This is a genomic window from Psychrobium sp. nBUS_13, from assembly GCF_051201665.1.
In the GTDB taxonomy this organism is placed as follows: domain Bacteria; phylum Pseudomonadota; class Gammaproteobacteria; order Enterobacterales; family Psychrobiaceae; genus Psychrobium.
Window position 1 is genome coordinate 1,860,442 of the sequence record NZ_CP179210.1, and the last position, 26,989, is coordinate 1,887,430.

Sequence of the window (26,989 nt, forward strand, 5' to 3'; positions counted from 1 at the left end):
TCTATATAAAAGAAGAGAGGGTCACATGAACAATATAACAATTGGTTTAGATATCGCCAAATCTACTTTTCACTTAGTTCAAATGGACAAAGGTGGAAAAGTGCTTAAGCGAAAACAGTTAGCTCGAAATAAAGTTGCTGATTACTTTGCTAAGTTAGCGCCTTGCATTGTTGTCATGGAGGCTTGTGGTAGCACTCATTACTGGACAAGAGTACTTATTCGTTGTCGGCATGTGGTGAAAGCTATCGCGCCACAGTTTGTGACACCATATCGCAAAGGCAATAAAAATGACTATAACGATGCCGAAGCAATAGCGGAAGCTTCACAGCGAAAGAACATGCGTTTTGTACCACTTAAATCTTTAGAGCAGCAAGATATTCAAATGGTGCACCGAGTCAGAGAGCGGTTAATGAAAAACAGAACGGCGTTGAGCAATCAGATACGGGGACTGTTAGCAGAATACGGGTTGGTTATTCCAAAAGGAGTACATCATCTAAAATCTCAATTACCAGCGCTTATTGAAGCGGCAGACAATGAGTTAAGTGTTAACGCCAGACGTTATTTTAATGATTTATATGAAGAATTAAAAAAATTAGAGCAAGAGATAAAAGTCGTTGATAAAGAAATATTAAGCATATGCAATCAGCATAATATTTGTAAGCAACTTAGTACGATGAATGGAATAGGCCCAATTAATGCGACAGCCTTATATGCGGGTATCGGCGATGGTAAAGATTTTAATAGCGGTCGCCATCTTTCCGCTTGGCTTGGCCTTGTTCCTCGGCAACATTCAACCGGCGGTAAAGCCAATTTGATGGGAATTAGTAAGCGTGGGAATACCTATTTACGAACGCAGTTAATTAATGGTGCACGAGCTGCGTTACGACACTGTGATAATAAAACAGATAGGGTCAGTTTATGGGCTAAAGCGATGAAGGGGCGAAGTAGTTTCAATAACGCGACGGTAGCACTGGCCAATAAAATGGCAAGAATGGCTTGGGCGATGTTACATCACCAAGAAAACTACAAATTTAGCAACACTCACAAGTAAGCAGTAGTTAAGAACCAAGTAGTAAGATTTACCTTTTTATTTGCTAGGTAATAGAGATTGATGGGATACAGTTCAGCACTGCCCTATAGGAAACCTTATAATACCAAGGGCTATGAGAAGCCGCGAGAATTGATGAGGTGATAGGGGCGGAAATCCATCAGGGCTAGAGGCAATAATATTGCCTCATAAAAAAGCCGGATATATGGCTGCAATGTACTCTATTTCAATGATCAAAATTGTCTTGCAATAGGAGAGGGTCCATATATGGTATTATGCAGCGATGGTTCGTGGTCCTATGTGGCAATTGCCAAACAAAAACATGGTGACCATAAGCGGTTAATCAACGGTGAAATCAGAGTAATAGATGAGGTGTACCATATCCAAACGGTGAATGGCGCGATAGCTAACTTTAAAGGCTGGATTAACGGAAAAATGAAAGGTGTGGCAACGACGTATTTATCTAATTATCTTGCGTGGTTCAGGGAAAGCAACGCCAAGCTAGATACACAGCAAATATTAGTCGCGGCTTACGGGTGACAACAGTATTTTGGAACAGCGCCAGTTCTTTAGTGCTGCGTGAGGGGACGTAGCTATTGTTAAGCGCCTGAAACATACGGTGTTTCGATAGAGTACTTGCGCTATTGATTGGGGCAGGTTATAACCCTGTTAATGTACTTTCTATCTGTTCTAGGGATGATTAAATACTTGATATGGCAATTTATTTTATACGTATAGTAACTATTTGTGTGTTGCTTGCTGGCTGTGCGAAAAGTGATTCGGGATTGCAAGGAAATTTGGATAAAACGCGCCAAATTGTGAAAGACGAGCAGTCAAAATCTAATACTTGGTCAATCAAGGTGTGGAATATACCAACGCGTAAATTTACGGTGACATTTTATGCGCCATCACTTAGGGAGGAGCGACTCATTGAGCGTGAGGACAGGTATTATCGATTAGCAAGACACCAACGACTCACTGTATCGCTAAATTTTGCCACGCCTAATTGTATCGGTAATCACAGCGCACAAATGCATATTAAATGCTTGCTGGCGAAAATAAGGCACAATCCTCATGTGACAATCGATGAAAACACGGTTTCTCAATTGGTACACAAAGATGGCCAGGTTCTAACCTATATGTCAATCATTGGTTCTGACAATCAGCAGATCAAAGTTATTAATACACATTTTGTGTTCGAACGAGATAACCAATGGGGAGATTTTCACGCATCAATGCTTGAACCAAATCATCGTGAATTTATAACCATGTTAAAATTTTCAAATTGGGTTTCATTGACTGAAAAAAATCCACCATAAACGCAATTGTGCGGTAGCGTTTATGGCGATGACTTTAAACGTACTTAGCGGCTAAGTGTTTATATACCGTACGAACACCGAATGCTTCACCGCCAATTGGGCGACCAGCTAGCGGCCTAACGTTCCACGCCATAATATCAAAATGAAGCCAATCAGTATGATCTTGGGTAAACTCTTGCAGATAAAGAGCTGCTGTAATACCGCCACCAAATGGACCTGTTGCACAGTTGCTTATATCGGCAACATTGCTTTTAAGCAGACTTTTGTAAGGCTTGTGAAGTGGCATTTGCCAAACAGGGTCGCTGTTTGTCAATCCGTGTGCTAATAGCGCATTAGCTGTTTGCTGATTGCTGGCAAAGAATCCCGGTAGCTCTGTGCCCAGACCGACACGCATTGCCCCAGTTAAGGTTGCAAAATCTATTAACATCTCTGGTTGCTCTGTAATGGCTTCGCTAATGGCATCACAAAGTACCAAACGACCTTCAGCATCGGTGTTGTCTATTTCAACAGTGATACCTGCGCGGGTCGTGATAACATCGCCTGGACGTAACGCATTCGCCGATACTGCGTTCTCAACCGCTGGAATAAGTACGCGCAATTGGACTGGTAAATCATTACCCATAATCAATTGAGCCAGACCAAGGACGTGGGCAGCACCGCCCATATCTTTTTTCATATTTCGCATGCCAGCAGCTGGTTTTAGATCGAGGCCACCGCTGTCAAAACAAACACCTTTACCAACTAATGTAACTTTTGGCGCATTTTTGTCGCCCCAGCGTAAATCGATGAGTTGTGGCGTATTGTCACTCGCTCGACCAACTGCATGAATGGTTGGATAATTTTTATCGAGTAAATCATCACCGATAATTTGAGTCACTTCACCGCCATATTCTGCCGTAAGAGATTGTGCAATTTGCGCAATCTCTTGTGGCATCATGTCGGCGGCTGGGGTGTTAACCATATCGCGTACCAGTGATTGTGCGCGATTGTCTAACGTCACTTGTTTTACCAATGCTTCATTGGAAATCAACAAACTTGGCTGTGCTTTTTTGTGTTTTTTGTAGCGATTGAAATCGTAGCAACCTGCTAGCCAACCAAATGCAATTGCTTCCTGATATTGCGCTTGGGCAATCAGCTCAAAATTTAATGGGGGTAGGGCTGTTGCTAATTGGCCACAAGCAAAGAAATCACTTAAATCTGAAGCGACGAACAAAGCTAATGTAAGCAGACCGTCAGCGTCAGGGACCAAGCTAACGCCAGGGCCCTTAAAATAGGTATTTTTAAGCCAAAGTGCTGTCGGTGTTTCTTGTTGGGAGAGCCATTGGTCAAATTGATTTTCTTGGACAATGTGCAGTGCAATGGTGGGTTGTTCGCTGCTAGTGACAAGCATGAAGCGTCCTTATGGTTTGATTTATGGATAAACTAGCGGTCATTATACCTGTGTATTATTTGAAAGGAATGGCAATTTTATCTCCCTATCCAACTGATGTTGTTTGCCATAATGTGTTAATAGGCAATCAACGTGACACACCCTAAAAAATCTGTTGTTAGGTTATTAGATAGGTATAATCCGTTTTTTATTGTTGTTAGAGAGCCTCATGTATTTTGGTTTGCTGTTTATTTTATTGCCCTTGGTAATTGGTTATTTGATTGTCGTGTCGTCTGAGGCGTGGCTACATCGCGTTAATCAATATTGTGGTTATATGGTGTATTTTATCCTCTTTTTAATGGGGATCAGTTTAAGCCTAATTGATAATTTTTCAGAGAATGCGTCACAAGTTATTTGGCATGCTATTGCCTTTATTGTCGGTATTTTAATTGCAAATTTAATTGGCCTATATGGTTTAGACCGATGGCACCGACAACGGATCCAAAAAGTACGCGATGTCAAAATAGACAAGCTCCCGATGATTATTGAATCAGTATCCTTGTTAGGCGTGGTTGCCCTCGGCTTTATCATTGGTATGTTCGTTTCTATCGAAAAATCAATGATTGATACCGCTAGCGAATGGGCGTTGATGGTATTGTTGGCGCTCATTGGTATTTCATTGCGCAATAGTGGTATCGCATTGCGCGAGATCCTCTTGAACAAAAGCGGGATGCAGATTGCTATAACCGTAATGATTACTTCGTGGCTTGGTGGTGTCGTTGTCGCAAAGATTATTGGGCTGCCGTTAATTCATGGTTTAGCCGTTAGTTCGGGTTTTGGTTGGTACTCATTATCAGGCATTCTGATCAGTGATGGCATTTCACCGATTCTCGGTGCTGTCGCATTAATTAACGATCTAGGACGAGAGCTGGTAGCAATCTTTGTCATTCCATTACTTATTAATGCTAAGCGCCACAGTGCTATTGGAATTGGAGGAGCAACCTCAATGGACTTCACATTGCCTATCATTCAAAAAACTGGCGGTAGTGATGCCGTACCTATCGCCATTGTGAGTGGATTCATTCTGAGTATTATGGCGCCGTTGTGCATGTTGTTTTTTATTAACTTCTAGTTCGTTCAAACGCCTAATCATCTTGTTGGTTAGGCCTTCTTAACCTTTGTTTATCTAATTAATCTCTTTCTTGATTTACCTCTACGTAAGCTTTTTGTTGCCTTGTTGTTGCATAAATATACTAACGTCTAATTTTTATCCTGTTACAACTCCGTATTATCGATATTGCTTTACTAATGAGTAACAAAATTAACCTTTTGTTTACGTAAGTGTTGACGGTGCAATAACTAGATAAGAGCACCAAACCGTCTAGGAAGAGGAGGCGTAAGTGGCAGAATCTATATTAGATGTTAATAACATCTCATTAGCATTTGGAGGTGTAAAAGCCTTAACTGATGTGAGTTTTTCAGTAGAAAAAGGCAGCGTCTTTTCTATTATCGGGCCTAACGGCGCCGGAAAAACAAGCATGTTGAATTGTGTTTCTGGGCGATATCAGCCGCAAGAGGGCGCAATAACATTCGACGGAAAAATTGTAACTAATCTTAGACCCAATGACCGGGCAAATCTCGGTATGGGACGAACCTTTCAAAATCTTGCGTTATTTGGGCACATGTCAGTACTCGATAATATCATGGTTGGTCGTTACCATTTGCTTAAAAATAATTGGGTGACAGGCCCTTTATATTGGCTATCAGGTGCACAAAAAGAAGAACTCGCTCATCGACGTCATGTTGAAGAAATCATCGATTTCCTTGAAATATCTCACATTCGAAAATCAACGGCGGGCACGCTCTCATATGGCCTACGTAAACGTGTTGAGTTGGCTCGAGCAATGGCACTCAAACCAAAGATGATATTACTTGATGAGCCGATGGCGGGTATGAACTTGGAAGAAAAAGAAGATATGGCTCGTTATATTCTTGATCTTAATGAAGAGTTTGGCATCACCGTTGTGATGATTGAACATGATATGGGGGTGGTTATGGATATTTCTCATCAAATGATGGTACTTGATTTTGGTAAGAAATTAATCAGCGGCGATCTGGAAATGGTAATGGCCGACCCACATGTTAAACGTGCTTACTTAGGCGAAGAAGTGGATGAATCTGAGGCGGTTGGAGCTTAGAACATGAATACATTGGATACTTTTACAAAAATACTGAGAGAAAATGCTCGCCAACAGACCCTAAGAAAAAGTTACTTAATAAAGCTGCAACAAAAACAATATCCATTTGCTGGCATTAATTCGAACTCGGCACCAATAGAGCGAATTTTCCAATCACCAGGTCCAATTTATGATCCACAAGGGCGTGGCGCTGATTATTGGCGAACTGGCCGCGCTTTTTATGCTGCCGGTTTTAGACAAGGCGATTTAGTGCAAAACTGCTTGTCTTATCATCTGACTCCAGGTGGTTTTATTTTAGACGCTGGTGCTAAAGCTTGCGGTTGTACCGTTATACCAGCAGGACCTGGACAGACAGAGCAACAACTCGAAGTGATAGCACATTTGAAACCTCAAGGTTATTGCGGTACGCCATCGTTTTTAAATATTTTGCGTCAAAAAGGAGATATTAGTTCAATTAAAAAAGCACTAGTGACAGGCGAAGCATTACCCGAATCATTGAGGCTAAGCTTTGAAGATGGCGGAATTAGTGTGTTGCAAGCTTATGCCAACGCCGATGCTGGTTTAATTGCTTATGAATCCAAAGCCAAAATGGGCATGATTGTCGCAGAAGATATTATTGTAGAAATAGTTAGGCCGGGTACGAATAAACCAGTAACGCAAGGTGAAGTTGGTGAGATAGTCATAACCTGCTTTAATGAAGCCTATCCGTTGATACGTTTTGCAACCGGTGATTTATCAGCTGTATTGGAAGGTAAAAGCCCATGTGGCCGTACTAATATGATGATTAAAGGTTGGCTAGGCCGCGCTGATCAGACCACCAAGGTTAAGGGAATGTTTGTTCACCCAGAACAAATTGTTTGCCATTACCCAGCATTAAACAAAGCTCGACTTGTTGTTAGTAGTAAAAATCATAACGATGAAATGCTCTTGATTTGCGAAAGTAGTGAGCCTGAATCTGTTGATGAAACGGATCTGAGAGATCGCATTAAAGCCTTGACGAAGTTGAATGGTCGAGTCAAATTGGTTGGACTCAATTGTATTGCCAACGACGGAAAGGTAATCGAAGATTTAAGGGTTTATAATTGATAGTTGAACTAATTTTTAGTTCGTATGAAAAAAGCGCAGTTAAACTGCGTTTTTTTTCATCTAAAATATGTCATTTTATACTGAATTAGTGACTTAGCCCCATTGGCAGCCTGCAAATAGGCTGGCATTATGATTGACCAAATAAAAGAAATAAAACAACAGGTTTAAAACACATCATGGATTCACTGACGCTATCACCCATTTCATCGGTTAACGGCACCGTTAACCTCCCTGGCTCGAAAAGCTTATCAAATCGCGCACTTTTATTAGCGGCGCTCGCTAGCGGTGAAACCACTATCTATAACCTGTTAGATAGCGATGATATTCGCCATATGCTCAGAGCATTAACAACATTAGGCATTAGTTATCAATTAAATGAAGATAAAACAACCTGCGTTGTTCAAGGTAATGGAGGCGCAATTGATATCGATAGCACATGTGAGCTTTACCTTGGCAATGCGGGTACTGCGATGAGACCACTATGTGCAGCGCTTTGTTTGGGGCAAGGGGAGTTTACACTTACTGGCGAGCCTCGCATGTCTGAGCGCCCGATTGATTCGCTGGTGGAAGCACTGCAAACGATGGGTTGTGATATTAGCTACCACGATTTCCCTGGCTTTCCACCGGTGACGATTAAAGGGACAGGGTTAAAGGGCGGTCATGTTAAAATTGATGGTTCAGTGTCTAGTCAATTTTTAACGGCTTTTCTCATGGCAGCACCTTTAGCGGACGATGACATTACCATCGAAATCGTTGGTGAGTTGGTATCAAAACCCTATATTGAAATTACCCTTGATTTAATGGCTAAATTTGGCGTCAATGTTACTCATGAAAATTTGCAACACTTTTCAATTAAAGGAAAACAACAATATCAATCACCTGGTGAGGTATTTGTTGAAGGCGACGCATCATCGGCGAGCTATTTCTTAGCGGCTGCAGCCATTAAGGGCGGCACTATAACAGTTACTGGCGTTGGCAGTGAAAGCGTACAGGGCGACAAGCACTTTGCTGATGTGCTTGAAGCGATGGGTGCCACCGTGCAATGGCAACCACATTCTATTACCGTAAGTGCAGGGGCTTTGACTGCTGTAGATATGGATATGAACCATATTCCCGATGCAGCGATGACGATTGCGACTGCAGCATTGTTTGCGAAGGGAACGACCGCCATTCGTAATATCTATAACTGGCGCGTCAAAGAAACCGATCGCCTTAATGCGATGGCGACAGAATTACGCAAAGTAGGGGCAATTGTTGATGAAGGTCACGATTTCATCACAATTACACCGCCAACAAAAATTAATCATGCCGCAATCGATACCTATAATGATCACCGTATTGCGATGTGTTTTTCATTAGTAGCACTGAGCGACACGGCAGTGACTATCAACGATCCTGGCTGTACGGCTAAGACCTTCCCAACCTATTTTGATGAATTTGAACGGGTAAGCCATTAACAATTTGTTGCTTTTATTGATGTTTTATAAAGGTTAAATTTTTGTTTCTTTATATCATCTTCCAGCTAGCTCATGTAGAATGTGCACCGGAATTTTAACGACTTAGTTCACAACTTGAACTAAGTCACGTAGTGCACGCTGTTATGGCGTTTTAGTTAGGAGTATACGATGGCCGAAAATTTATCAGTAATTACTATTGATGGACCAAGTGGCGCCGGTAAAGGAACTATCGCTCGTTTATTAGCTGATAAACTAGGTTGGCAATTGCTAGACAGTGGCGCGATTTATCGCGTTCTGGCATTGGCAGCTATTCACCACAATGTTGCTTTAGATAATGAAGATGGGTTAACGCCGCTTGCGGGCCATCTTGATGTTCGCTTTGTCAGCGACAATGAAGCAGGGACCATTAAAGTGGTGTTAGAAGGTGAAGACGTTACCCGAGAAATTAGAAGCGAGAAAATTGGAAATAGTGCGTCTAAAGTCGCTGCATTCCCACGTGTCCGCGAAGCATTATTACGCCGTCAGCGCGCATTTTTAAGCGAAGAAGGGCTTATCGCAGACGGACGTGATATGGGCACTATTGTTTTCCCTCAAGCGCCGGTTAAGTTTTTCTTAACGGCAAGCGCTGAGGAACGCGCTCAGCGCCGCTTTAATCAGTTGCAAGAAAAGGGCTTTGATGCTAATATCCAGTCCCTTTTGAGCGAGATCACTGAACGTGATGAGCGAGATCGTAACCGCACGGTTGCACCGCTTGTACCGGCAGAAGATGCGCTTGTAATAGACTCAACTGGTTTATCTATTGAGAAAGTGCTTGAAAAAGTACTGGAACACGCGGCGATTGACGCCGAAATATAGCTAAACAGTTACTAAATACTAAAGGTTTAATCAAGGATGATAAAACCATAATTAACTACCCCGTTATCGCAGGATTGCGTAGCCGGATTATTAAATGTGAATTAAACATGACAGAATTATCTTTTGCTGAACTGTTTGAAGAATCTCTTCAAGAACTAGAAACTCGCCAAGGCGCCATCGTTAAAGGTACTGTAGTACGTATCGAACGTGGTACTGTATTAGTAGATGCAGGTCTTAAATCTGAAAGCCCAATCTCTGCAGACCAATTCAAAAACGCTCTAGGTGAACTAGAAGTTTCTGTTGGTGATGTTGTAGACGTTGCAATCGACGCAATGGAAGACGGCTTCGGTGAAACTCAACTTTCTCGTGAAAAAGCTAAACGCCACGAGTCTTGGGGTGTTCTTGAGAAAGCATTTGAAGAGCAAGAAACTATCGTTGGTGTTATCAACGGTAAAGTTAAAGGTGGTTTCACTGTTGAAGTGAATACTATCCGTGCTTTCCTACCTGGTTCATTAGTAGATGTACGTCCAGTACGTGATACTTCTCACCTTGAAGGCAAAGAATTAGAATTCAAAGTTATCAAACTTGATCAAAAACGTAACAACGTTGTTGTTTCACGTCGCGCAGTTATCGAAACTGAAAACAGTGCAGAACGTGAAGAGCTACTAGCTAGCCTTCAAGAAGGTATCGAAGTTAAAGGTATCGTTAAGAACCTTACTGACTACGGTGCATTCGTTGATCTTGGTGGTATCGATGGTCTTCTACACATCACTGACATGGCTTGGAAACGCGTTAAGCACCCAAGCGAAATCGTTGCAGTTGGTGACGAAATCAATGTTCGTGTACTTAAGTACGATCGTGAAAAGACTCGTGTTTCACTTGGTCTTAAGCAAATGGGTGAAGATCCATGGGTATCAATCGCTGGTCGTTTCCCAGAAGGTCACAAACTTACTGGTCGCGTAACTAACCTAACTGATTACGGTTGTTTCGTTGAGATTCAAGAAGGCGTTGAAGGTCTAGTACACGTTTCTGAAATGGATTGGACTAACAAAAACATCCACCCATCTAAAGTTGTTAGCTTGGATGACGTTGTTGAAGTTATGGTTCTTGACATTGATGAAGAGCGTCGTCGTATTTCTCTTGGTCTTAAGCAATGTGTTGCTAACCCATGGTCTGAGTTCTCTTCTAAGTTCGCTAAAGGCGATCGCGTATCTGGTAAGATCAAATCTATCACTGATTTCGGTGTATTCATCGGTCTTGACGGTGGTATCGACGGTCTTGTTCACTTATCTGACATTTCTTGGAATGTTGCTGGTGAAGATGCTGTTCGTGATTTCGCTAAAGGTGACGAGATTGAAGCTGTTGTTCTTGCAGTTGATGCAGAACGTGAGCGTATCTCTCTTGGTATCAAGCAATCAGAAGAAGATCCATTCAATAACTACCTAGCAGAAAACAAGAAAGGTGCTATTGTTAAGGGTAAAGTAACAGCTGTTGATGCTAAAGGCGCAACTGTTGAGCTTGCTGATACTGTTGAAGGTTACATCCGTGTTGCTGACATATCACGTGACCGTATCGAAGATGCTTCTACTGAATTATCAGTAGATCAAGAAATCGAAGCGAAATACGTAGGTGTTGACCGTAAGAATCGCGTAATTAGCCTATCTATCCGCGCTAAAGACGAAGCTGAAGAAAAATCAGCAGTTGAAAGCGTGAATAACAACGAAGAGAGCTTCTCTTCAAATGCTATGGCTGAAGCGTTCAAAAACGCAAACCGTGACTAATTAATAGTTGACTGGGGTGTGTAAACGCCTCATTCTATTAATAATCATACTGCTAAGAGGAAGGTTTATGACTAAGTCAGAATTAATCGAAAGATTAGCCCTGAAACAATTACATTTGTCAGCGAAAGATATTGAGAGTGCTGTAAAAGACATGCTTGATATGATGGCAAACACCTTGTCATCAGGTGATCGAATTGAAATTCGAGGTTTTGGTAGCTTCTCGTTGCATTATCGTGCACCACGTACTGGGCGTAATCCTAAGTCTGGTGAAACGGTTGAGTTAGGGTCAAAATATGTCCCTCACTTTAAGCCAGGTAAAGAATTACGTGAGCGAGTTAACGCCAGTCTTAATGCATAGTTACTTTTAGTAATTGTTTGTGTATAAAAAGCGACCTTTGGGTCGCTTTTTTTATATTCGTTAAATAATGGCTAGCAAGGCGCTTGATTTTCTTAGATAATAGAGCGCACTTTACTGGGGGCATTCTTAGTATCGTTGAATATAGTTTGATAATTATCTTGTGAAGCCAGCGTTTTAAGGAGCGATAATGAAGGTTGTATTGACTACCATGATAGTGATTGTTTTTTTCACTATTGCTGTTTTATTCGGTGCAGTTAACAACGCCATGGTCGATGTAAATTATTTAGTTGGTCAAGGTAGCTTTAATATTAGCGTTGCGCTTGGAATTACCTTCGTAAGCGGCTTTACTATCTGTTGGATCATATTCTATTCAATGTATTTACAGCTTAAACTGAAACTTGCATTAACCCATAAAAAACTAGCTGCTGCGCAAAGTGATGATACGAGTATCATTGTTAGCGAGAAAGCATAGACAGGTATTATGGAGCTACTTTTTCTTTTATTACCCATAGCAGCCGCCTACGGTTGGTATATGGGAAGAAGAAGTGCTGGTCATCAGCATCAGCGCGATGTGAGTGAGCATTCTAAAAACTATTTTGCTGGTTTAAATTACTTATTATCTGATGAACCTGACAAAGCGGTTGATCAATTCATTTCATTGGTGGAAGTGGATAGTGAAACCATAGAAACCCATCTCGCCTTAGGTCGACTTTTCAGACAACGGGGTGAAGTCGATCGCTCATTAAGAATTCATCAAAACCTGCTTGCAAGGCCTAATCTAAGTGATGAACAACGCGATAACGCACTGTTTGAGTTAGCCAATGATTATCTACAGGCAGGACTGATAGATCGCAGCGCCAACTTGTTTATCGAACTGTCAGAAAACAAGGTCTATCAAGAAAAGTCATTAACGCATTTAGTATGTATCTATCAGAAGACCAAAGATTGGCAACAAGCAATTGACACATCGCGTTTACTTGTTGATCTCGGCAAGCGCCAGTTAATTCCTGCCCGTGCTCATTTTTATTGTGAGTTATATGAAGGCAATGATAATAACGATGATGTGACCTTGTTAAAACGCGCGCTACAAGTCGATGCCGGCTGCACCAGAGCGCGTTTGTTATTGGGGCAACACTATTTCGATCGCGGTGAGTATGAAAATTGTCAGCTCGTTATTGATCAATTTTTAGCACAAGATATTGACTTTTTTAGAGAAGCAATCGAATTATTCATTAAGTGTTACCAAGCGCGGGAACAGTTAGATCTATTAGCGATTAAGTTAGAAGATGCTATTGCTAAAGGTGCCGGTATTGCGACATTAATGGCTAAGATAGAGCTAGCTGGTGATGAGTTAAATAGCAGTGAAAAAGAGAAAATGCTGACAAAGCACCTATTCGAAGCGCCCAGCGTCATTGGTTTTTTCCATTTGATGCAAGTTCAAATTGATGTTGCAGAAAATGGCAAAGCGAAAGAGAGTTTATTGCATTTAAAAGCATTGGTTGCAGAGCAATTAAAAGTTCGCCCTGTTTATCGCTGTGGAAGTTGTGGCTTCAGTGCTAAAAATATTCAGTGGCAATGTCCATCATGTCTTTCATGGGGTAGTGTAAAACCTATTCGCGGACTTGATGGCGATTAATATTTATTGTAAAAAAGGTAAAAAGTAAACATGAATAATCAGTCAAAAGTTGTGGTTGCATTAGATTTCGATGATCAAAACAAAGCACTTGCCTTTGTCGACACGATTGACCCACAGAGCTGTCGTCTAAAAATTGGCAAAGAAATGTTTACTTATTTTGGCCCTGATTTTGTAAAACAGCTGGTTGCCAAAGGGTTTGATGTATTTTTGGATTTAAAATTTCATGATATTCCCAATACGGTTGCAAAAGCAGTAACTGCTGCTGCCGAGCTTGGTGTTTGGATGGTGAATGTTCACGCAAGTGGCGGTGAAAAAATGATGCGAGCAGCTAAAGAAGCGCTTATTTCTTATGGAGATAAAGCACCAATCTTAATTGCTGTAACGGTGTTAACAAGTATGGAACAATCTGAGCTTCCACTGATCGGTGTTGACGCTCAATTGGACGAACACGTTTTACGTTTGGCATCATTAACTAAAGAATGTGGCTTGGATGGGGTTGTCTGTTCTGCGCAAGAAGCAACGCGACTAAAATCAGTTCTTGGTGATGATTTTCAATTGATTACTCCAGGTATAAGACCAGCCGGAAGCGCAGTCGGTGACCAAAAACGAATTATGACGCCAGAAAAAGCGGTAGCAGCGGGCAGTGATTACTTAGTGATAGGCCGACCTATTACTCAATCTGATGCACCACAACAAGTGTTAGCCGACATTAATCAATCTTTAAGTTAATGACTTAATGACCAATACACTAGCCGCTTTTAGAGCGGCTTAATTAGATGGTCCGCCTCACCCTAAGCTAACCTTAGAGTTAGGCAAACTAAAGAGGCGAACCATCATGTCATTAATTAAAGTATTAGGAATCGATTTAGGCAAGTCTACTTTTCATGTTGTAGAACATGATCACGCAGGTAGAGAAGTTTCAAGAAGTAAATTCAACCGGGCTAAACTTCTTCAGTATTTATCCAATCACCCCAAAGTGCTTATTGCCATGGAATCATGTGGCGGTAGTCATTGGCTAGCGAGGCGATGTCAGTCATTTGGTCATGACGTTAAGTTAATTCCACCGCAATATGTCAAACCCTATGTGAAAACCAATAAGAATGATTTTATCGATGCTGATGCGATTGCCGAGGCGGCTACTCGTCCTTCGATGCGTTTTGTAAGTGTAAAGTCAGAACAAGCACAAGTGATATCGGTGATACAAAAAATACGTTCTAGTTACGTTAAAGAACGAACAGCGTGTATGTCACGTATCGGTGCTATTTTACTGGAATTTGGCATGAGTTTCCCTAGGGGTCATAGCGCGATGAAAACCCTTTTTTAGTGGTTAGCCGATAGTCCAGAGCGCCTTCCAGCGATGTTAATGCGGGAGTTAGTAGAACATCACGAGTATTATTTACAGATCAATGGACGCCTAAAAATACAAGATACAAAGCTCAAAGAATTAGTTGATAATGATGAGCGAGCGCAACTATTAAAAAGGGTTCCAGGGATTGGAGACTTAACAAGTAGCCGCTGTTTATCGGATATTAGTAATCCACAAGATTTTAAAAATGGTCGTCACATGGCCGCGTGGATAGGATTGGTCCCACATCAGTATTCCACGGGCGGAAAAACAACGTTATTAGGTATAAGTAAGCGCGGTAATAAAGCGCTTAGGACGTTGTTTATTCATGGAGCCAGAGCACTCTTATCAAGGCTAGAATTAGCGGAGAAGGTCTTTGGCCGGTGGATAGTTCAGTTACGAGCGAGAAAACCATTTAATGTAGCGGTTGTCGCACTGGCCAATAAGTTAGCAAGAATAGCGTGGTCTGTGATGGTTAGTCAAAGACCATTTGAAGTAAGAGTTTAATCCGAATTTGCAAATGATAACGAAGATGACAAAACGATTAATCGGCTAGATTGAAGACCTGACACAAAAAACAGTATGTAAATGCTTTCGGCTTTTTGAGGACAATCTAGCGCGGATCTCATCGTGGAGCGGGTGAAAACCTAAGTAGACTCCGAATACATTAGCGCAAATCACCCCGTTATTGATTTATCACTTGCAATAACGAGGCGGACCATACATTTTTGTATCTAAATACTGTCACTCGCAAGAGAAATACTAAAGTTTAATGAATAATCTGCAATCGCATATTCACCTCTTTGAATTTTTGTTATATATTTAAACGTATGTTTAAAATTGCCGTTTAATAATAATAGGAAAAATGCCATGACCGAGTTTACCCCACCATTAGAAGATATGAATTTCCTTCTCTCAGATGTCTTTAACGTTGAACAGTTATGGCAAAATATTCCAGCATTGGCGGATGCTGTTGATATCGATACCGCGCAAGCAATTCTTGAAGAAGGTGGAAAACTTGCCAGTAATTTAGTGGCTCCTCTCAATCGCAGCGGCGATGAAGAAGGTGCTAATTGGTTAGACGGCAAAGTCACCACACCGGCAGGGTTTAAGGCTGCATTTTATACATTTGCGCAAGGTGGTTGGGGCGGGCTATGTGGCGAGGCTGATTATGGTGGCATGGGAATGCCGAAAATGCTTGGTGTTCTATTTGATGAAATGATGTATGCCGCTAATAGCTCATTTACGTTGTATCCAACATTGACTGCGGGCGCTTGTTTAGCATTAAACGCTCATGGTAGCGAAGAGTTAAAGACAACCTATTTACCAAATTTGTATAGTGGGCATTGGTCAGCGTCAATGTGTTTGACCGAGCCACACAGCGGGACCGATCTAGGGCTTATTAAAACAAAAGCAGTACCAAATAACGATGGTAGTTATGATGTGACTGGTACCAAGATATTCATTACGGGTGGAGAACACGATTTAACCGAAAATATCATTCACCTAGTCCTTGCTAAATTGCCAGATGCGCCCGATGGTGCACGGGGCATTTCACTATTTTTAGTGCCAAAGTTAATCGTTGAAAATGGTCAATCTACTCATGCTAATAACGTGTCATGTGGCTCTATTGAGCATAAAATGGGCATCAAAGCGTCAGCGACTTGTGTGATGAATTTTGATGGTGCGAAAGGTTATTTAGTCGGCGAGCTTAATAAAGGTCTTGCCTGTATGTTTACTATGATGAACTATGAGCGTCTATCAATTGGTATTCAAGGCATTGGTTGCGGTGAAATGGCATACCAAGGTGCTGCACAATATGCAAAAGAGCGCCTGCAAAGTAAAGGAGTTGGACAATTACGTGATGCATCAAAAGCAGCTGATCCTATCGTCGTTCATGGCGATGTTAGACGCATGCTGCTAACCGCTCGTGCGAATAATGAAGGAAGCCGTGCATTTGCACTCTATATAGCAAAGCAATTAGACATTGCGAAATTTAGTGACAATCAACAAGATGTAAAGAAGGCTAATAGTCTAGTAGCGTTGCTTACACCAGTTGCTAAGGCATTTTTTACAGACTTAGGCTTAGAATCAACCGTACTTGGACAGCAAGTATTTGGTGGCCATGGTTATATTAGAGAATGGGGCATGGAGCAACTAGTGCGCGATGTGCGTATTGCTCAAATCTATGAAGGCACCAACGGAATTCAAGCGCTTGATTTAATTGGCCGAAAAGTCGCTGCCAATGGCGGTAAGGATTATGAAATATTCAGTCAAGAGGTACGTGCAAATATTGCTGACTTTAATCAAGGTGAACTAGCTACTAATACAAGATTAGTAGCAATGTATCATGAACTTGAGCAGGCAATGGACACGCTTGATGAATTAACTAGCATTGTGTTGGAACGCGCAAGTGACGGCAACGAGCTCAATGGCAATGCTGTTGACTATTTGAATGCATTTGGCTACGCCGCATGTGCTTACATGTGGTGCTTAACGTCAACAAGTGTTGTTAATGCTCAGGGTAGTAGTGATAACCCATACCTAGAGAATAAACTATTAGTGTCAGAGTTCTTTTTCGCACGCTTGTTACCAAAACAATGCGCCTTCGCAAAATCCATAAAGGCAGGTGTTAGTTCGATGATGGCAATGCCTAATGATATGTTTTAGATGACTACGTCATTACTAAAAACCGAGCTTCGTGCTCGGTTTTTTTATATCTCGCAAAAAATAGCAGTTTTTTTCTTTCATTGAGTTGAAAAGAATATTGCTACCCCCATAACTAATGCTAAGCGTACGTTACCTTTACTTAAATACGCATAATGATGATATTAAATTTTGGAGTTAAGCATGTCAGAAACAACACAAACTCACGGCTTTCAAACGGAAGTAACCCAGATCTTACAATTGATGATCCATTCACTGTATTCAAATAAAGAAATCTTTCTTCGTGAATTGGTATCAAATGCAGCAGATGCTGCCGACAAATTACGTTTTAAAGCGTTAGAAGATAATAGCCTTTATGAAGGTGACGGTGATCTTCGTGTTCGCATTAGCTTCGATAAAGACGCTCGTACGATTACGATTAGCGATAATGGCATCGGTATGTCTCGTGATGATGTCATTAATCATTTAGGTACGATTGCTAAATCAGGCACAGCGGAATTTTTTGAAAACCTGTCTGGCGACCAAGCGAAAGATAGTCAATTAATTGGTCAGTTTGGTGTTGGTTTTTATTCAGCATTTATTGTTGCTAACAAAGTTGTTGTTAACACACGTAAAGCGGGTGAGAGCAGTGACCAAGCCGTACGTTGGGAATCAGAAGGCAAGGGCAGTTTCGATTTAACTGACATCGAAAAAGAAGAACGTGGTACTGAAATCATTCTTCACTTAAATGAAGAAGAAGATGAATTCTTAAATGATTACCGTCTTAAGCAAGTTATCGGCAAATATTCTGATCACATTTCAGTTAGCGTTGAAATGTTCAAAGAAGAAGTTGCTGAAGTTGAAGTAGAAGAGGGTGACAATGTACCAGCAGTTCCTGCACATTGGGAAGCTATTAACAAAGCGACTGCATTATGGACATTAAGTAAATCTGAACTTGAAGATAACGACTACCAAGAATTCTACAAGCACGTCGCAAACGATTTTCAAGATCCGCTGACTTGGGCACATAATAAAGTTGAAGGTAAACTAGAATACACAAGTTTATTATACATTCCAGCTAAAGCTCCATGGGATATGTATAACCGTGAAGGCAACAGTGGCCTAAAACTATACGTACAACGTGTTTTCATTATGGATGACGCTGAGCAATTTATGCCAACGTACTTACGCTTTGTTAAAGGGTTAGTCGATTCTAACGATTTACCGTTAAACGTATCACGTGAAATCTTGCAAGAAAATAGTGTAACTAAGCAAATGCGCAGTGGATGTACTAAACGTGTGCTACAAATGCTTGATAAAATGGGCAAGAAAGATAGCGATAAGTATCAGTCATTCTGGAAAGAATTTGGTCAAGTACTTAAAGAAGGTCCAGCCGAAGATACAGCCAACAAAGAAGCTATTGCAAAACTATTGCGCTTTGCGTCAACACACAATGACACTGAAGAACAAAACGTTTCACTAGAAGATTACATTTCTCGCATGGCTGAAGGTCAAGATGCAATCTACTATATTACTGCAGATAGCTTCCAAGCAGCTAAAAACAGCCCACATCTTGAGCAATTACGTGCTCGTGGCTTTGAAGTTTTGCTGATGTCAGATCGCATTGACGAATGGTTAATGAGTCATTTAACTGAATACAATGAGAAATCGTTCCAATCGGTGGTTAAATCTGATTTAGATTTAGGTGATGTTGATGAAGAGACTAAAGCTAAGCAAGAAGAAGTTGAGAAATCATTAGAATCTGTAACTCAGCGCATTAAAGCGGCATTGGGTGAAGAAGTTAAAGATGTACGTGTTTCTCATCGTTTGACCAATACGCCAAGCTGTATTGTGTCAGATGGTCAAGATATGACGAGCCAAATGATAAAGTTGATGGAAGCTGCTGGTCAGCCAGTACCTCAAACGAAATTTATCTTTGAGTACAACCCAGAGCACACTTTAGTTAAACATTTGGCTGAAGAGCAAGACGATGCGCGTTTTGAAAAATGGGTTGATGTCTTATATCGTCAAGCTCAATTATCTGAGCGTGGTTCGATTGAAGATCCAGCTGGCTTCATTAACAAAATGAATGAATTGATGTTAGATTTAGCTAAGTCAAAATAATCAAATTTTTTGATTGAAAAAGCCACTATTGGTTAGCCGATAGTGGCTTTTTTTATCGGATGAGTTTTTAGATTAAAACAGGCGGTTATCTAATCCATTCTGCTTATTTTTACTCTAATTTATTGCACTACGAGAGCAGAGACTGTACATTTAACTTACTGTTAAATTTAACAATAAATCCACAGCTGCCAAATGTGATACTACCTAATAAGATGAAATGACCTATTTCGCCGTACTTATTAATTTGGAGGATTTATTAAATAAGCTGATTTAGAACTAATAAGCGATAAACATGATGAAGTGAATTGTGTATAAATTATTGATTTTAAATTAGTATTTATTACTTAGTAAAGGATTCACCTCATGAGTAACTTCGTCATTCCACAAAACGCAATGATCATTAGCGTTGAAAAAACTGCCGTCAACGAAGCAACTAATCAAGCAATTAAAGTCGGTCAAGTATTAGATGCTGGCACTGTACTAGTACTTTCTCCTGATTCGCAGTTTACGGTTATTTATTTGGATGGGAGTCAGGCTGTCATTGAGCCTGTATTGAATTCACAAGTTGAAGTTACGCCAGTACAAAATGAGGAGCTTGAACTCCTGTTTCTGTCGGATAATGATCTTGAGTTGCTAGATAAAGCAATTGAAATTGAAACCGCCGCTGGAGACAGTGTGTTGGCCAATCATGTCACTCAGTTTTTGGCATCATTAAGAAATGACACCGCGGTGATTAAAGCGCCTGGGTTAATTCAGGCAGAGGCTGTTAATAACGCAGAAGACTTTTCAGAAAATCTTAATCGCAACCCTGTCTCGTCAATTCTTAAAACCACTTACTCTCCCCAACTTACGATAACAGATCCTAGTCTATCAGTAGTTGACGGTAAAATTACTATATCGGGTACGGTGACTGATTATCATCCAGCCTCATCAATTCAAATAGAATTTTCAGCCTTGTTTTTCACCAGTGAAGTTTTTAAAGACGTCAGTATTATTGACGGAAAGTATTCTTTAGTGCTTTCTACGTCTGAGCTGAAGAACTTACCTCAAGGATTTATTCAATTATCGGTAAAGGTCATCGAAAACGGGCAAACAACAGCTGTTATCCACCAAGGAACAACACTAGATACCATTGCGCCAGAAAAACCAATCGTTAGCTTAAGTCAAGATACTAATGGAGATGGCATTCTCAATAAACAGGAAATAGGTAATGCAGACACCATTAGCTATCGAATCACCATTGCTGATAATGACCTAGAGATTGGAGATTACCTTAAAGTTGACGGGATTCGATTTGATATATCTCCTGAAATGCTGTCAGAACGAGAGTTTAGCGTAAACATTCCGCGCGGTAATGTCCAAGGTAGCGTTTCCCCTGAAATATATTTATTTGATGCTAAAGGGAATAAATCTGACCTTGCTGATATTTCGACGTTTACAGTAGATACCATCGCTCCTGGCCAAAATGGCGATATTTATAGCGCACCGATTATTGAGGTACAAGAAGCTAATTCCGGACTAAATTTGGAAGAAGCCAGCGATGGAACAGCTATTGTCGTAAGACTTCCAAGCGGGACGAATGCTGGTGATACCGTATCACTGGCCCTAACGTTACCTAATGGTGTTGTAAAACCATTGTCCATTGTCGTCGATGATAGCCAGTTGAGTACAGGGTTCGTCAATTTTGAGATTGAATCTGCCCTCCTATTAGCCAATCAAGGGGACTTCTCTGTTACTGCCATCGTGACAGATATTGCGGGAAATGACTCATCAATCAGTGATACATTCCAATTTACCAGCGATTACGAAATTGGCAAGTCGCCAAGCTTGAATGTTAACCAAGTCATAGTACAAGGTCTTAACGCCGAATCTTTTGATTCTGTTACTACGCTATTCGTCACCATGGGAGATGGCGTTGAGATCGGCGATTTTATAAAAGTCTTTATAAATACAGATGCACAAGAGAATTCAATACTTGTTCCTATTTTAGAATCCGTAGTTGCAGGCGAGCAATTACAAATTGATATTGCGCCGTTATATTTTGCAAACGATGGTGATTATGAAATTAGTGTTGAATTAACGGATCCTGCAGGAAATACAAGCGCTCGAAGTAATGGACTTAATGTAACTGTCGATACCGTAGCGCCAAGTGCCCCGACAATTGACGTTCCTGAATCAAGCAATTTTGGTGTCGACAAGTCGGAATTGAGTAATGGCTTAGATGTAGAAATTACCTTACCCTCTGGTGTTTTGATTCAGGATCAACTTGCCATCGTTCTTGAAAATGCCGATGGTATTCTCGAAACAATCACTCATACCATCACCCAAGAAGATTTAGATACAAATAACGTTGCAATCAATTTTAATAACCATGATTTAAGTGGCGAACAAACGTTAGATATCCACGCCTATATAACGGATGAAGTTGGTAATAAGAGCAGCAGCAGTGAAAAGTTTGAAGTTATTGTCGACACGCTCGCGCCTGGTGAAAAGGCTGGGATAAACGGGACTGATGAGAAACCAGTTGCCAATTTGATCGAAGTTTCAGTGGCCTCTGGCGATTCATACATCAATAAAGCTGACTATGATTCTGTTCAAAATGGCGATGCTGTTCCTTTTACTGTATCACTGCCACAAGGCACACGAGTTGGCGACGATGTAAAGTTTGAATTAACGCCACAAAATGGTGGTGCGTCGATCGTTGCCTTAGTCAATATCGGCCAAAAAGAAATTGAAGATGGATTTAAGATTATTGATCTTAGGTCGTCAATTTTAACAGCTTCAACCGCTGATGGTTTGTATGTTATTGAAGCAAACGTTATTGATAAAATCGGTAACGTGTCTGCAACCAGTGATGCAATTGAATTTACATTCGATGTCAATGCGCCACAAATTGCCACTTTTAAATTAATTGATGATGCAAGTTCGCACGATATTACCTTGGAATCGAATGATTATTCCAATGACGCTTTACCTCTTATCAAAGGAACAAATGCCGAGTCCGGTGCATCAATAGAGATCTTTGATCAAGACGGTAACTCGATAGCGATTGTTACGGCTAATGGGCAAGGGGAATGGAAACATCAAATCACAATACCATTGAGTGAGGGCAAGCATCAATTCACTTCTCAACAAACTGATAAAGCTGGCAACATCGGTGAGTTAAGCCCCCCATTTTCTGTCATTATTGATACTATAGGAGCAGGAACTGTCACAGTTGATCCTATAACGCCAGATGATATTATAAATTTAGCAGAATCTGGAGTTACACCTACTGCTGTTACAGGAACTGTTTCAGGAGAATTAAGTGCAGGTGATGCCATTACATTTACTGTTAATGGGACTGATTATTCAGGAACAGTAAATTCTGACAATACTTCATGGTCAGTGGATGTAGCTACAACTGATTTACTAGCCGATAGTGATTTTACAGTGACAGCAACAGGAACAGATGTTGCAGGAAATCCAATATCAGCAACAGTACTTTCAGAGCATACAGTAGATACGGATAAACCAGATGCACCACAAATGCACGGTGCACCAACAAATGCACCTGATTTAGTTGTTGCTTCAGATACAGGAAGTAGTTCGACAGATGATATAACTAATATTAATACACCAACTTTCACAGTTAATTTTGATAAAACTGATGTAGTTGTTGGAGATATGGTTAAACTTTATAATGCAGCTGGTGCTGAAATTGGAAGTAAAACTCTTGATGGCGCTGACGTACTAGCAGGAAAAGTCAATGTAACTGTTAGTACTGCATTAACATCAGATGGAACGCATAATATAACAGCAGGTATTACCGATATAGCTGGTAATGAATCAGATAAATCTACTGGGATAGATGTAACAATCGATACTATAGGAGAAGGAACTGTCACAGTTAATCCTATAACACCAGATGATATTATAAATTTAGCAGAATCTGGAGTTACACCTACTGCTGTTACAGGAACTGTTACAGGAGAATTAAGTGCAGGTGATGCCATTACATTTACTGTTAATGGGACTGATTATTCAGGAACAGTAAATTCTGACAATACTTCATGGTCAGTGGATGTAGCTACAGCTGATTTACTAGCCGATCTTGATTTTACAGTGACAGCAACAGGAACAGATGTTGCAGGAAATCCAATATCAGCAACAGTACTTTCAGAGCATACAGTAGATACGGATAAACCAGATGCACCAACAAATGCACCTGATTTAGTTGTTGCTTCAGATACAGGAAGTAGTTCGACAGATGATATAACTAATATTAATACACCAACTTTCACAGTTAATTTTGATAAAACTGATGTAGTTGTTGGAGATATGGTTAAACTTTATAATGCAGCTGGTGCTGAAATTGGAAGTAAAACTCTTGATGGCGCTGACGTACTAGCAGGAAAAGTCAATGTAACTGTTAGTACTGCATTAACATCAGATGGAACGCATAATATAACAGCAGGTATTACAGATATAGCTGGTAATGAATCAGATAAATCTACTGGGATAGATGTAACAATCGATACTATAGGAGAAGGAACTGTCACAGTTAATCCTATAACACCAGATGATATTATAAATTTAGCAGAATCTGGAGTTACACCTACTGCTGTTACAGGAACTGTTACAGGAGAATTAAGTGCAGGTGATGCCATTACATTTACTGTTAATGGGACTGATTATTCAGGAACAGTAAATTCTGACAATACTTCATGGTCAGTGGATGTAGCTACAGCTGATTTACTAGCCGATCTTGATTTTACAGTGACAGCAACAGGAACAGATGTTGCAGGAAATCCAATATCAGCAACAGTACTTTCAGAGCATACAGTAGATACGGATAAACCAGATGCACCAACAAATGCACCTGATTTAGTTGTTGCTTCAGATACAGGAAGTAGTTCGACAGATGATATAACTAATATTAATACACCAACTTTCACAGTTAATTTTGATAAAACTGATGTAGTTGTTGGAGATATGGTTAAACTTTATAATGCAGCTGGTGCTGAAATTGGAAGTAAAACTCTTGATGGCGCTGACGTACTAGCAGGAAAAGTCAATGTAACTGTTAGTACTGCATTAACATCAGATGGAACGCATAATATAACAGCAGGTATTACCGATATAGCTGGTAATGAATCAGATAAATCTACTGGGATAGATGTAACAATCGATACTATAGGAGAAGGAACTGTCACAGTTAATCCTATAACACCAGATGATATTATAAATTTAGCAGAATCTGGAGTTACACCTACTGCTGTTACAGGAACTGTTACAGGAGAATTAAGTGCAGGTGATGCCATTACATTTACTGTTAATGGGACTGATTATTCAGGAACAGTAAATTCTGACAATACTTCATGGTCAGTGGATGTAGCTACAGCTGATTTACTAGCCGATCTTGATTTTACAGTGACAGCAACAGGAACAGATGTTGCAGGAAATCCAATATCAGCAACAGTACTTTCAGAGCATACAGTAGATACGGATAAACCAGATGCACCAACAAATGCACCTGATTTAGTTGTTGCTTCAGATACAGGAAGTAGTTCGACAGATGATATAACTAATATTAATACACCAACTTTCACAGTTAATTTTGATAAAACTGATGTAGTTGTTGGAGATATGGTTAAACTTTATAATGCAGCTGGTGCTGAAATTGGAAGTAAAACTCTTGATGGCGCTGACGTACTAGCAGGAAAAGTCAATGTAACTGTTAGTACTGCATTAACATCAGATGGAACGCATAATATAACAGCAGGTATTACAGATATAGCTGGTAATGAATCAGATAAATCTACTGGGATAGATGTAACAATCGATACTATAGGAGAAGGAACTGTCACAGTTAATCCTATAACACCAGATGATATTATAAATTTAGCAGAATCTGGAGTTACACCTACTGCTGTTACAGGAACTGTTACAGGAGAATTAAGTGCAGGTGATGCCATTACATTTACTGTTAATGGGACTGATTATTCAGGAACAGTAAATTCTGACAATACTTCATGGTCAGTGGATGTAGCTACAGCTGATTTACTAGCCGATCTTGATTTTACAGTGACAGCAACAGGAACAGATGTTGCAGGAAATCCAATATCAGCAACAGTACTTTCAGAGCATACAGTAGATACGGATAAACCAGATGCACCAACAAATGCACCTGATTTAGTTGTTGCTTCAGATACAGGAAGTAGTTCGACAGATGATATAACTAATATTAATACACCAACTTTCACAGTTAATTTTGATAAAACTGATGTAGTTGTTGGAGATATGGTTAAACTTTATAATGCAGCTGGTGCTGAAATTGGAAGTAAAACTCTTGATGGCGCTGACGTACTAGCAGGAAAAGTCAATGTAACTGTTAGTACTGCATTAACATCAGATGGAACGCATAATATAACAGCAGGTATTACCGATATAGCTGGTAATGAATCAGATAAATCTACTGGGATAGATGTAACAATCGATACTATAGGAGAAGGAACTGTCACAGTTAATCCTATAACGTCAGATGATATTATAAATTTAGCAGAATCTGGAGTTACACCTACTGCTGTTACAGGAACTGTTACAGGAGAATTAAGTGCAGGTGATGCCATTACATTTACTGTTAATGGGACTGATTATTCAGGAACAGTAAATTCTGACAATACTTCATGGTCAGTGGATGTAGCTACAGCTGATTTACTAGCCGATCTTGATTTTACAGTGACAGCAACAGGAACAGATGTTGCAGGAAATCCAATATCAGCAACAGTACTTTCAGAGCATACAGTAGATACGGATAAACCAGATGCACCAACAAATGCACCTGATTTAGTTGTTGCTTCAGATACAGGAAGTAGTTCGACAGATGATATAACTAATATTAATACACCAACTTTCACAGTTAATTTTGATAAAACTGATGTAGTTGTTGGAGATATGGTTAAACTTTATAATGCAGCTGGTGCTGAAATTGGAAGTAAAACTCTTGATGGCGCTGACGTACTAGCAGGAAAAGTCAATGTAACTGTTAGTACTGCATTAACATCAGATGGAACGCATAATATAACAGCAGGTATTACAGATATAGCTGGTAATGAATCAGATAAATCTACTGGGATAGATGTAACAATCGATACTATAGGAGAAGGAACTGTCACAGTTAATCCTATAACGTCAGATGATATTATAAATTTAGCAGAATCTGGAGTTACACCTACTGCTGTTACAGGAACTGTTACAGGAGAATTAAGTGCAGGTGATGCCATTACATTTACTGTTAATGGGACTGATTATTCAGGAACAGTAAATTCTGACAATACTTCATGGTCAGTGGATGTAGCTACAGCTGATTTACTAGCCGATCTTGATTTTACAGTGACAGCAACAGGAACAGATGTTGCAGGAAATCCAATATCAGCAACAGTACTTTCAGAGCATACAGTAGATACGGATAAACCAGATGCACCAACAAATGCACCTGATTTAGTTGTTGCTTCAGATACAGGAAGTAGTTCGACAGATGATATAACTAATATTAATACACCAACTTTCACAGTTAATTTTGATAAAACTGATGTAGTTGTTGGAGATATGGTTAAACTTTATAATGCAGCTGGTGCTGAAATTGGAAGTAAAACTCTTGATGGCGCTGACGTACTAGCAGGAAAAGTCAATGTAACTGTTAGTACTGCATTAACATCAGATGGAACGCATAATATAACAGCAGGTATTACAGATATATAACAGCAGGTATTACAGATATAGCTG

The 26,989-nt window shown here is 40.3% G+C and carries 16 protein-coding genes and 2 pseudogenes; 17 read left to right on the plus strand and 1 reads right to left on the minus strand.

All coding sequences use genetic code 11. The features are described from left to right. Positions 1-25 precede the first annotated feature (25 nt). The 3 genes and pseudogenes from ACMAZF_RS08480 to ACMAZF_RS08490 all read left to right on the plus strand — a co-directional run bounded on the left by ACMAZF_RS08480 (position 26) and on the right by ACMAZF_RS08490 (position 2,367). Positions 26-1,051: an IS110 family transposase gene (locus tag ACMAZF_RS08480; RefSeq protein ID WP_435275279.1), complete on the plus strand. Its 1,026-nt coding sequence runs from the start codon at positions 26-28 to the stop codon at positions 1,049-1,051. A gap of 267 nt (positions 1,052-1,318) precedes the next feature. Then, positions 1,319-1,588 (plus strand): annotated as a pseudogene (locus tag ACMAZF_RS08485) (transposase); the annotation flags it as partial. A gap of 173 nt (positions 1,589-1,761) precedes the next feature. Then, the gene (locus tag ACMAZF_RS08490; protein ID WP_435276933.1) at positions 1,762-2,367 is read left to right on the plus strand and encodes a hypothetical protein; all 606 of its coding nucleotides are present in this window, start codon (positions 1,762-1,764) and stop codon (positions 2,365-2,367) included. Between the two features lie 34 nt (positions 2,368-2,401). On the opposite strand, the gene ACMAZF_RS08495 is transcribed toward ACMAZF_RS08490, so the two are convergent. Further along, the gene (locus ACMAZF_RS08495) at positions 2,402-3,757 is read right to left on the minus strand and encodes a leucyl aminopeptidase family protein (RefSeq protein ID WP_435276934.1); all 1,356 of its coding nucleotides are present in this window, start codon (positions 3,755-3,757) and stop codon (positions 2,402-2,404) included. 208 nt (positions 3,758-3,965) lie between these two features. Here ACMAZF_RS08495 and ACMAZF_RS08500 point away from each other — a divergent pair, with 208 nt between their 5' ends. From ACMAZF_RS08500 to ACMAZF_RS08565, 14 genes and pseudogenes are all read left to right on the plus strand, one after another. Continuing rightward, positions 3,966-4,868 carry a lysine exporter LysO family protein gene (locus tag ACMAZF_RS08500; RefSeq protein WP_435276935.1) on the plus strand — a complete coding sequence of 301 codons (903 nt, stop codon included), beginning with the start codon at positions 3,966-3,968 and terminating at the stop codon, positions 4,866-4,868. Positions 4,869-5,136: 268 nt separating this feature from the next. After that, the gene (locus ACMAZF_RS08505; RefSeq protein ID WP_435276936.1) at positions 5,137-5,934 is read left to right on the plus strand and encodes an ABC transporter ATP-binding protein; all 798 of its coding nucleotides are present in this window, start codon (positions 5,137-5,139) and stop codon (positions 5,932-5,934) included. Between the two features lie 3 nt (positions 5,935-5,937). After that, positions 5,938-7,020, plus strand: a complete 1,083-nt coding sequence (locus ACMAZF_RS08510) for a phenylacetate--CoA ligase family protein (RefSeq protein ID WP_435276937.1) — start codon at positions 5,938-5,940, stop codon at positions 7,018-7,020. A gap of 176 nt (positions 7,021-7,196) precedes the next feature. After that, positions 7,197-8,477: a 3-phosphoshikimate 1-carboxyvinyltransferase gene (aroA, locus tag ACMAZF_RS08515; RefSeq protein ID WP_435276938.1), complete on the plus strand. Its 1,281-nt coding sequence runs from the start codon at positions 7,197-7,199 to the stop codon at positions 8,475-8,477. A 168-nt stretch (positions 8,478-8,645) separates the two neighbouring features. Continuing rightward, a complete protein-coding gene (gene cmk / locus ACMAZF_RS08520; RefSeq protein WP_435276939.1) occupies positions 8,646-9,332 on the plus strand; it encodes a (d)CMP kinase in 687 nt (228 codons plus the stop codon). A 107-nt stretch (positions 9,333-9,439) separates the two neighbouring features. Next, positions 9,440-11,113, plus strand: coding sequence for a 30S ribosomal protein S1 (rpsA, locus tag ACMAZF_RS08525; RefSeq protein ID WP_435276940.1), 1,674 nt, complete (start codon positions 9,440-9,442; stop codon positions 11,111-11,113). A 67-nt stretch (positions 11,114-11,180) separates the two neighbouring features. Continuing rightward, on the plus strand, positions 11,181-11,471 hold the full coding sequence (locus ACMAZF_RS08530; protein WP_435276941.1) for an integration host factor subunit beta: 291 nt from the start codon (positions 11,181-11,183) through the stop codon (positions 11,469-11,471). Between the two features lie 187 nt (positions 11,472-11,658). After that, positions 11,659-11,943, plus strand: a complete 285-nt coding sequence (locus ACMAZF_RS08535; RefSeq protein WP_435276942.1) for a LapA family protein — start codon at positions 11,659-11,661, stop codon at positions 11,941-11,943. 9 nt (positions 11,944-11,952) lie between these two features. Continuing rightward, positions 11,953-13,107: a lipopolysaccharide assembly protein LapB gene (gene lapB, locus ACMAZF_RS08540; RefSeq protein WP_435276943.1), complete on the plus strand. Its 1,155-nt coding sequence runs from the start codon at positions 11,953-11,955 to the stop codon at positions 13,105-13,107. Between the two features lie 30 nt (positions 13,108-13,137). Further along, positions 13,138-13,836: an orotidine-5'-phosphate decarboxylase gene (gene pyrF, locus ACMAZF_RS08545; protein WP_435276944.1), complete on the plus strand. Its 699-nt coding sequence runs from the start codon at positions 13,138-13,140 to the stop codon at positions 13,834-13,836. 106 nt (positions 13,837-13,942) lie between these two features. Beyond that, positions 13,943-14,959 (plus strand): annotated as a pseudogene (locus ACMAZF_RS08550) (IS110 family transposase). Between the two features lie 363 nt (positions 14,960-15,322). Further along, complete coding sequence (locus tag ACMAZF_RS08555; protein WP_435276945.1) at positions 15,323-17,122, plus strand: acyl-CoA dehydrogenase C-terminal domain-containing protein; 1,800 nt, start codon at positions 15,323-15,325, stop codon at positions 17,120-17,122. A gap of 180 nt (positions 17,123-17,302) precedes the next feature. Next, entirely contained in the window at positions 17,303-19,222 is a 1,920-nt protein-coding gene (gene htpG / locus ACMAZF_RS08560; protein ID WP_435276946.1) for a molecular chaperone HtpG, read from the plus strand. Positions 19,223-19,585: 363 nt separating this feature from the next. Then, complete coding sequence (locus ACMAZF_RS08565) at positions 19,586-26,965, plus strand: Ig-like domain-containing protein (protein WP_435276947.1); 7,380 nt, start codon at positions 19,586-19,588, stop codon at positions 26,963-26,965. The last annotated feature ends 24 nt before the right edge of the window (positions 26,966-26,989 follow it).

Coding starts and splice junctions, on each gene's coding strand:
- ACMAZF_RS08555 (WP_435276945.1), top strand. CDS start 15,323: ATGACCGAGTTTACCCCACCATTAGAAGATATGAATTTCCTTCTCTCA.
- ACMAZF_RS08495 (WP_435276934.1), bottom strand. CDS start 3,757: ATGCTTGTCACTAGCAGCGAACAACCCACCATTGCACTGCACATTGTC.
- aroA (WP_435276938.1), top strand. CDS start 7,197: ATGGATTCACTGACGCTATCACCCATTTCATCGGTTAACGGCACCGTT.
- htpG (WP_435276946.1), top strand. CDS start 17,303: ATGTCAGAAACAACACAAACTCACGGCTTTCAAACGGAAGTAACCCAG.
- lapB (WP_435276943.1), top strand. CDS start 11,953: ATGGAGCTACTTTTTCTTTTATTACCCATAGCAGCCGCCTACGGTTGG.
- ACMAZF_RS08530 (WP_435276941.1), top strand. CDS start 11,181: ATGACTAAGTCAGAATTAATCGAAAGATTAGCCCTGAAACAATTACAT.
- ACMAZF_RS08510 (WP_435276937.1), top strand. CDS start 5,938: ATGAATACATTGGATACTTTTACAAAAATACTGAGAGAAAATGCTCGC.
- ACMAZF_RS08535 (WP_435276942.1), top strand. CDS start 11,659: ATGAAGGTTGTATTGACTACCATGATAGTGATTGTTTTTTTCACTATT.
- ACMAZF_RS08480 (WP_435275279.1), top strand. CDS start 26: ATGAACAATATAACAATTGGTTTAGATATCGCCAAATCTACTTTTCAC.
- pyrF (WP_435276944.1), top strand. CDS start 13,138: ATGAATAATCAGTCAAAAGTTGTGGTTGCATTAGATTTCGATGATCAA.
- ACMAZF_RS08490 (WP_435276933.1), top strand. CDS start 1,762: ATGGCAATTTATTTTATACGTATAGTAACTATTTGTGTGTTGCTTGCT.
- cmk (WP_435276939.1), top strand. CDS start 8,646: ATGGCCGAAAATTTATCAGTAATTACTATTGATGGACCAAGTGGCGCC.
- ACMAZF_RS08565 (WP_435276947.1), top strand. CDS start 19,586: ATGAGTAACTTCGTCATTCCACAAAACGCAATGATCATTAGCGTTGAA.
- rpsA (WP_435276940.1), top strand. CDS start 9,440: ATGACAGAATTATCTTTTGCTGAACTGTTTGAAGAATCTCTTCAAGAA.
- ACMAZF_RS08500 (WP_435276935.1), top strand. CDS start 3,966: ATGTATTTTGGTTTGCTGTTTATTTTATTGCCCTTGGTAATTGGTTAT.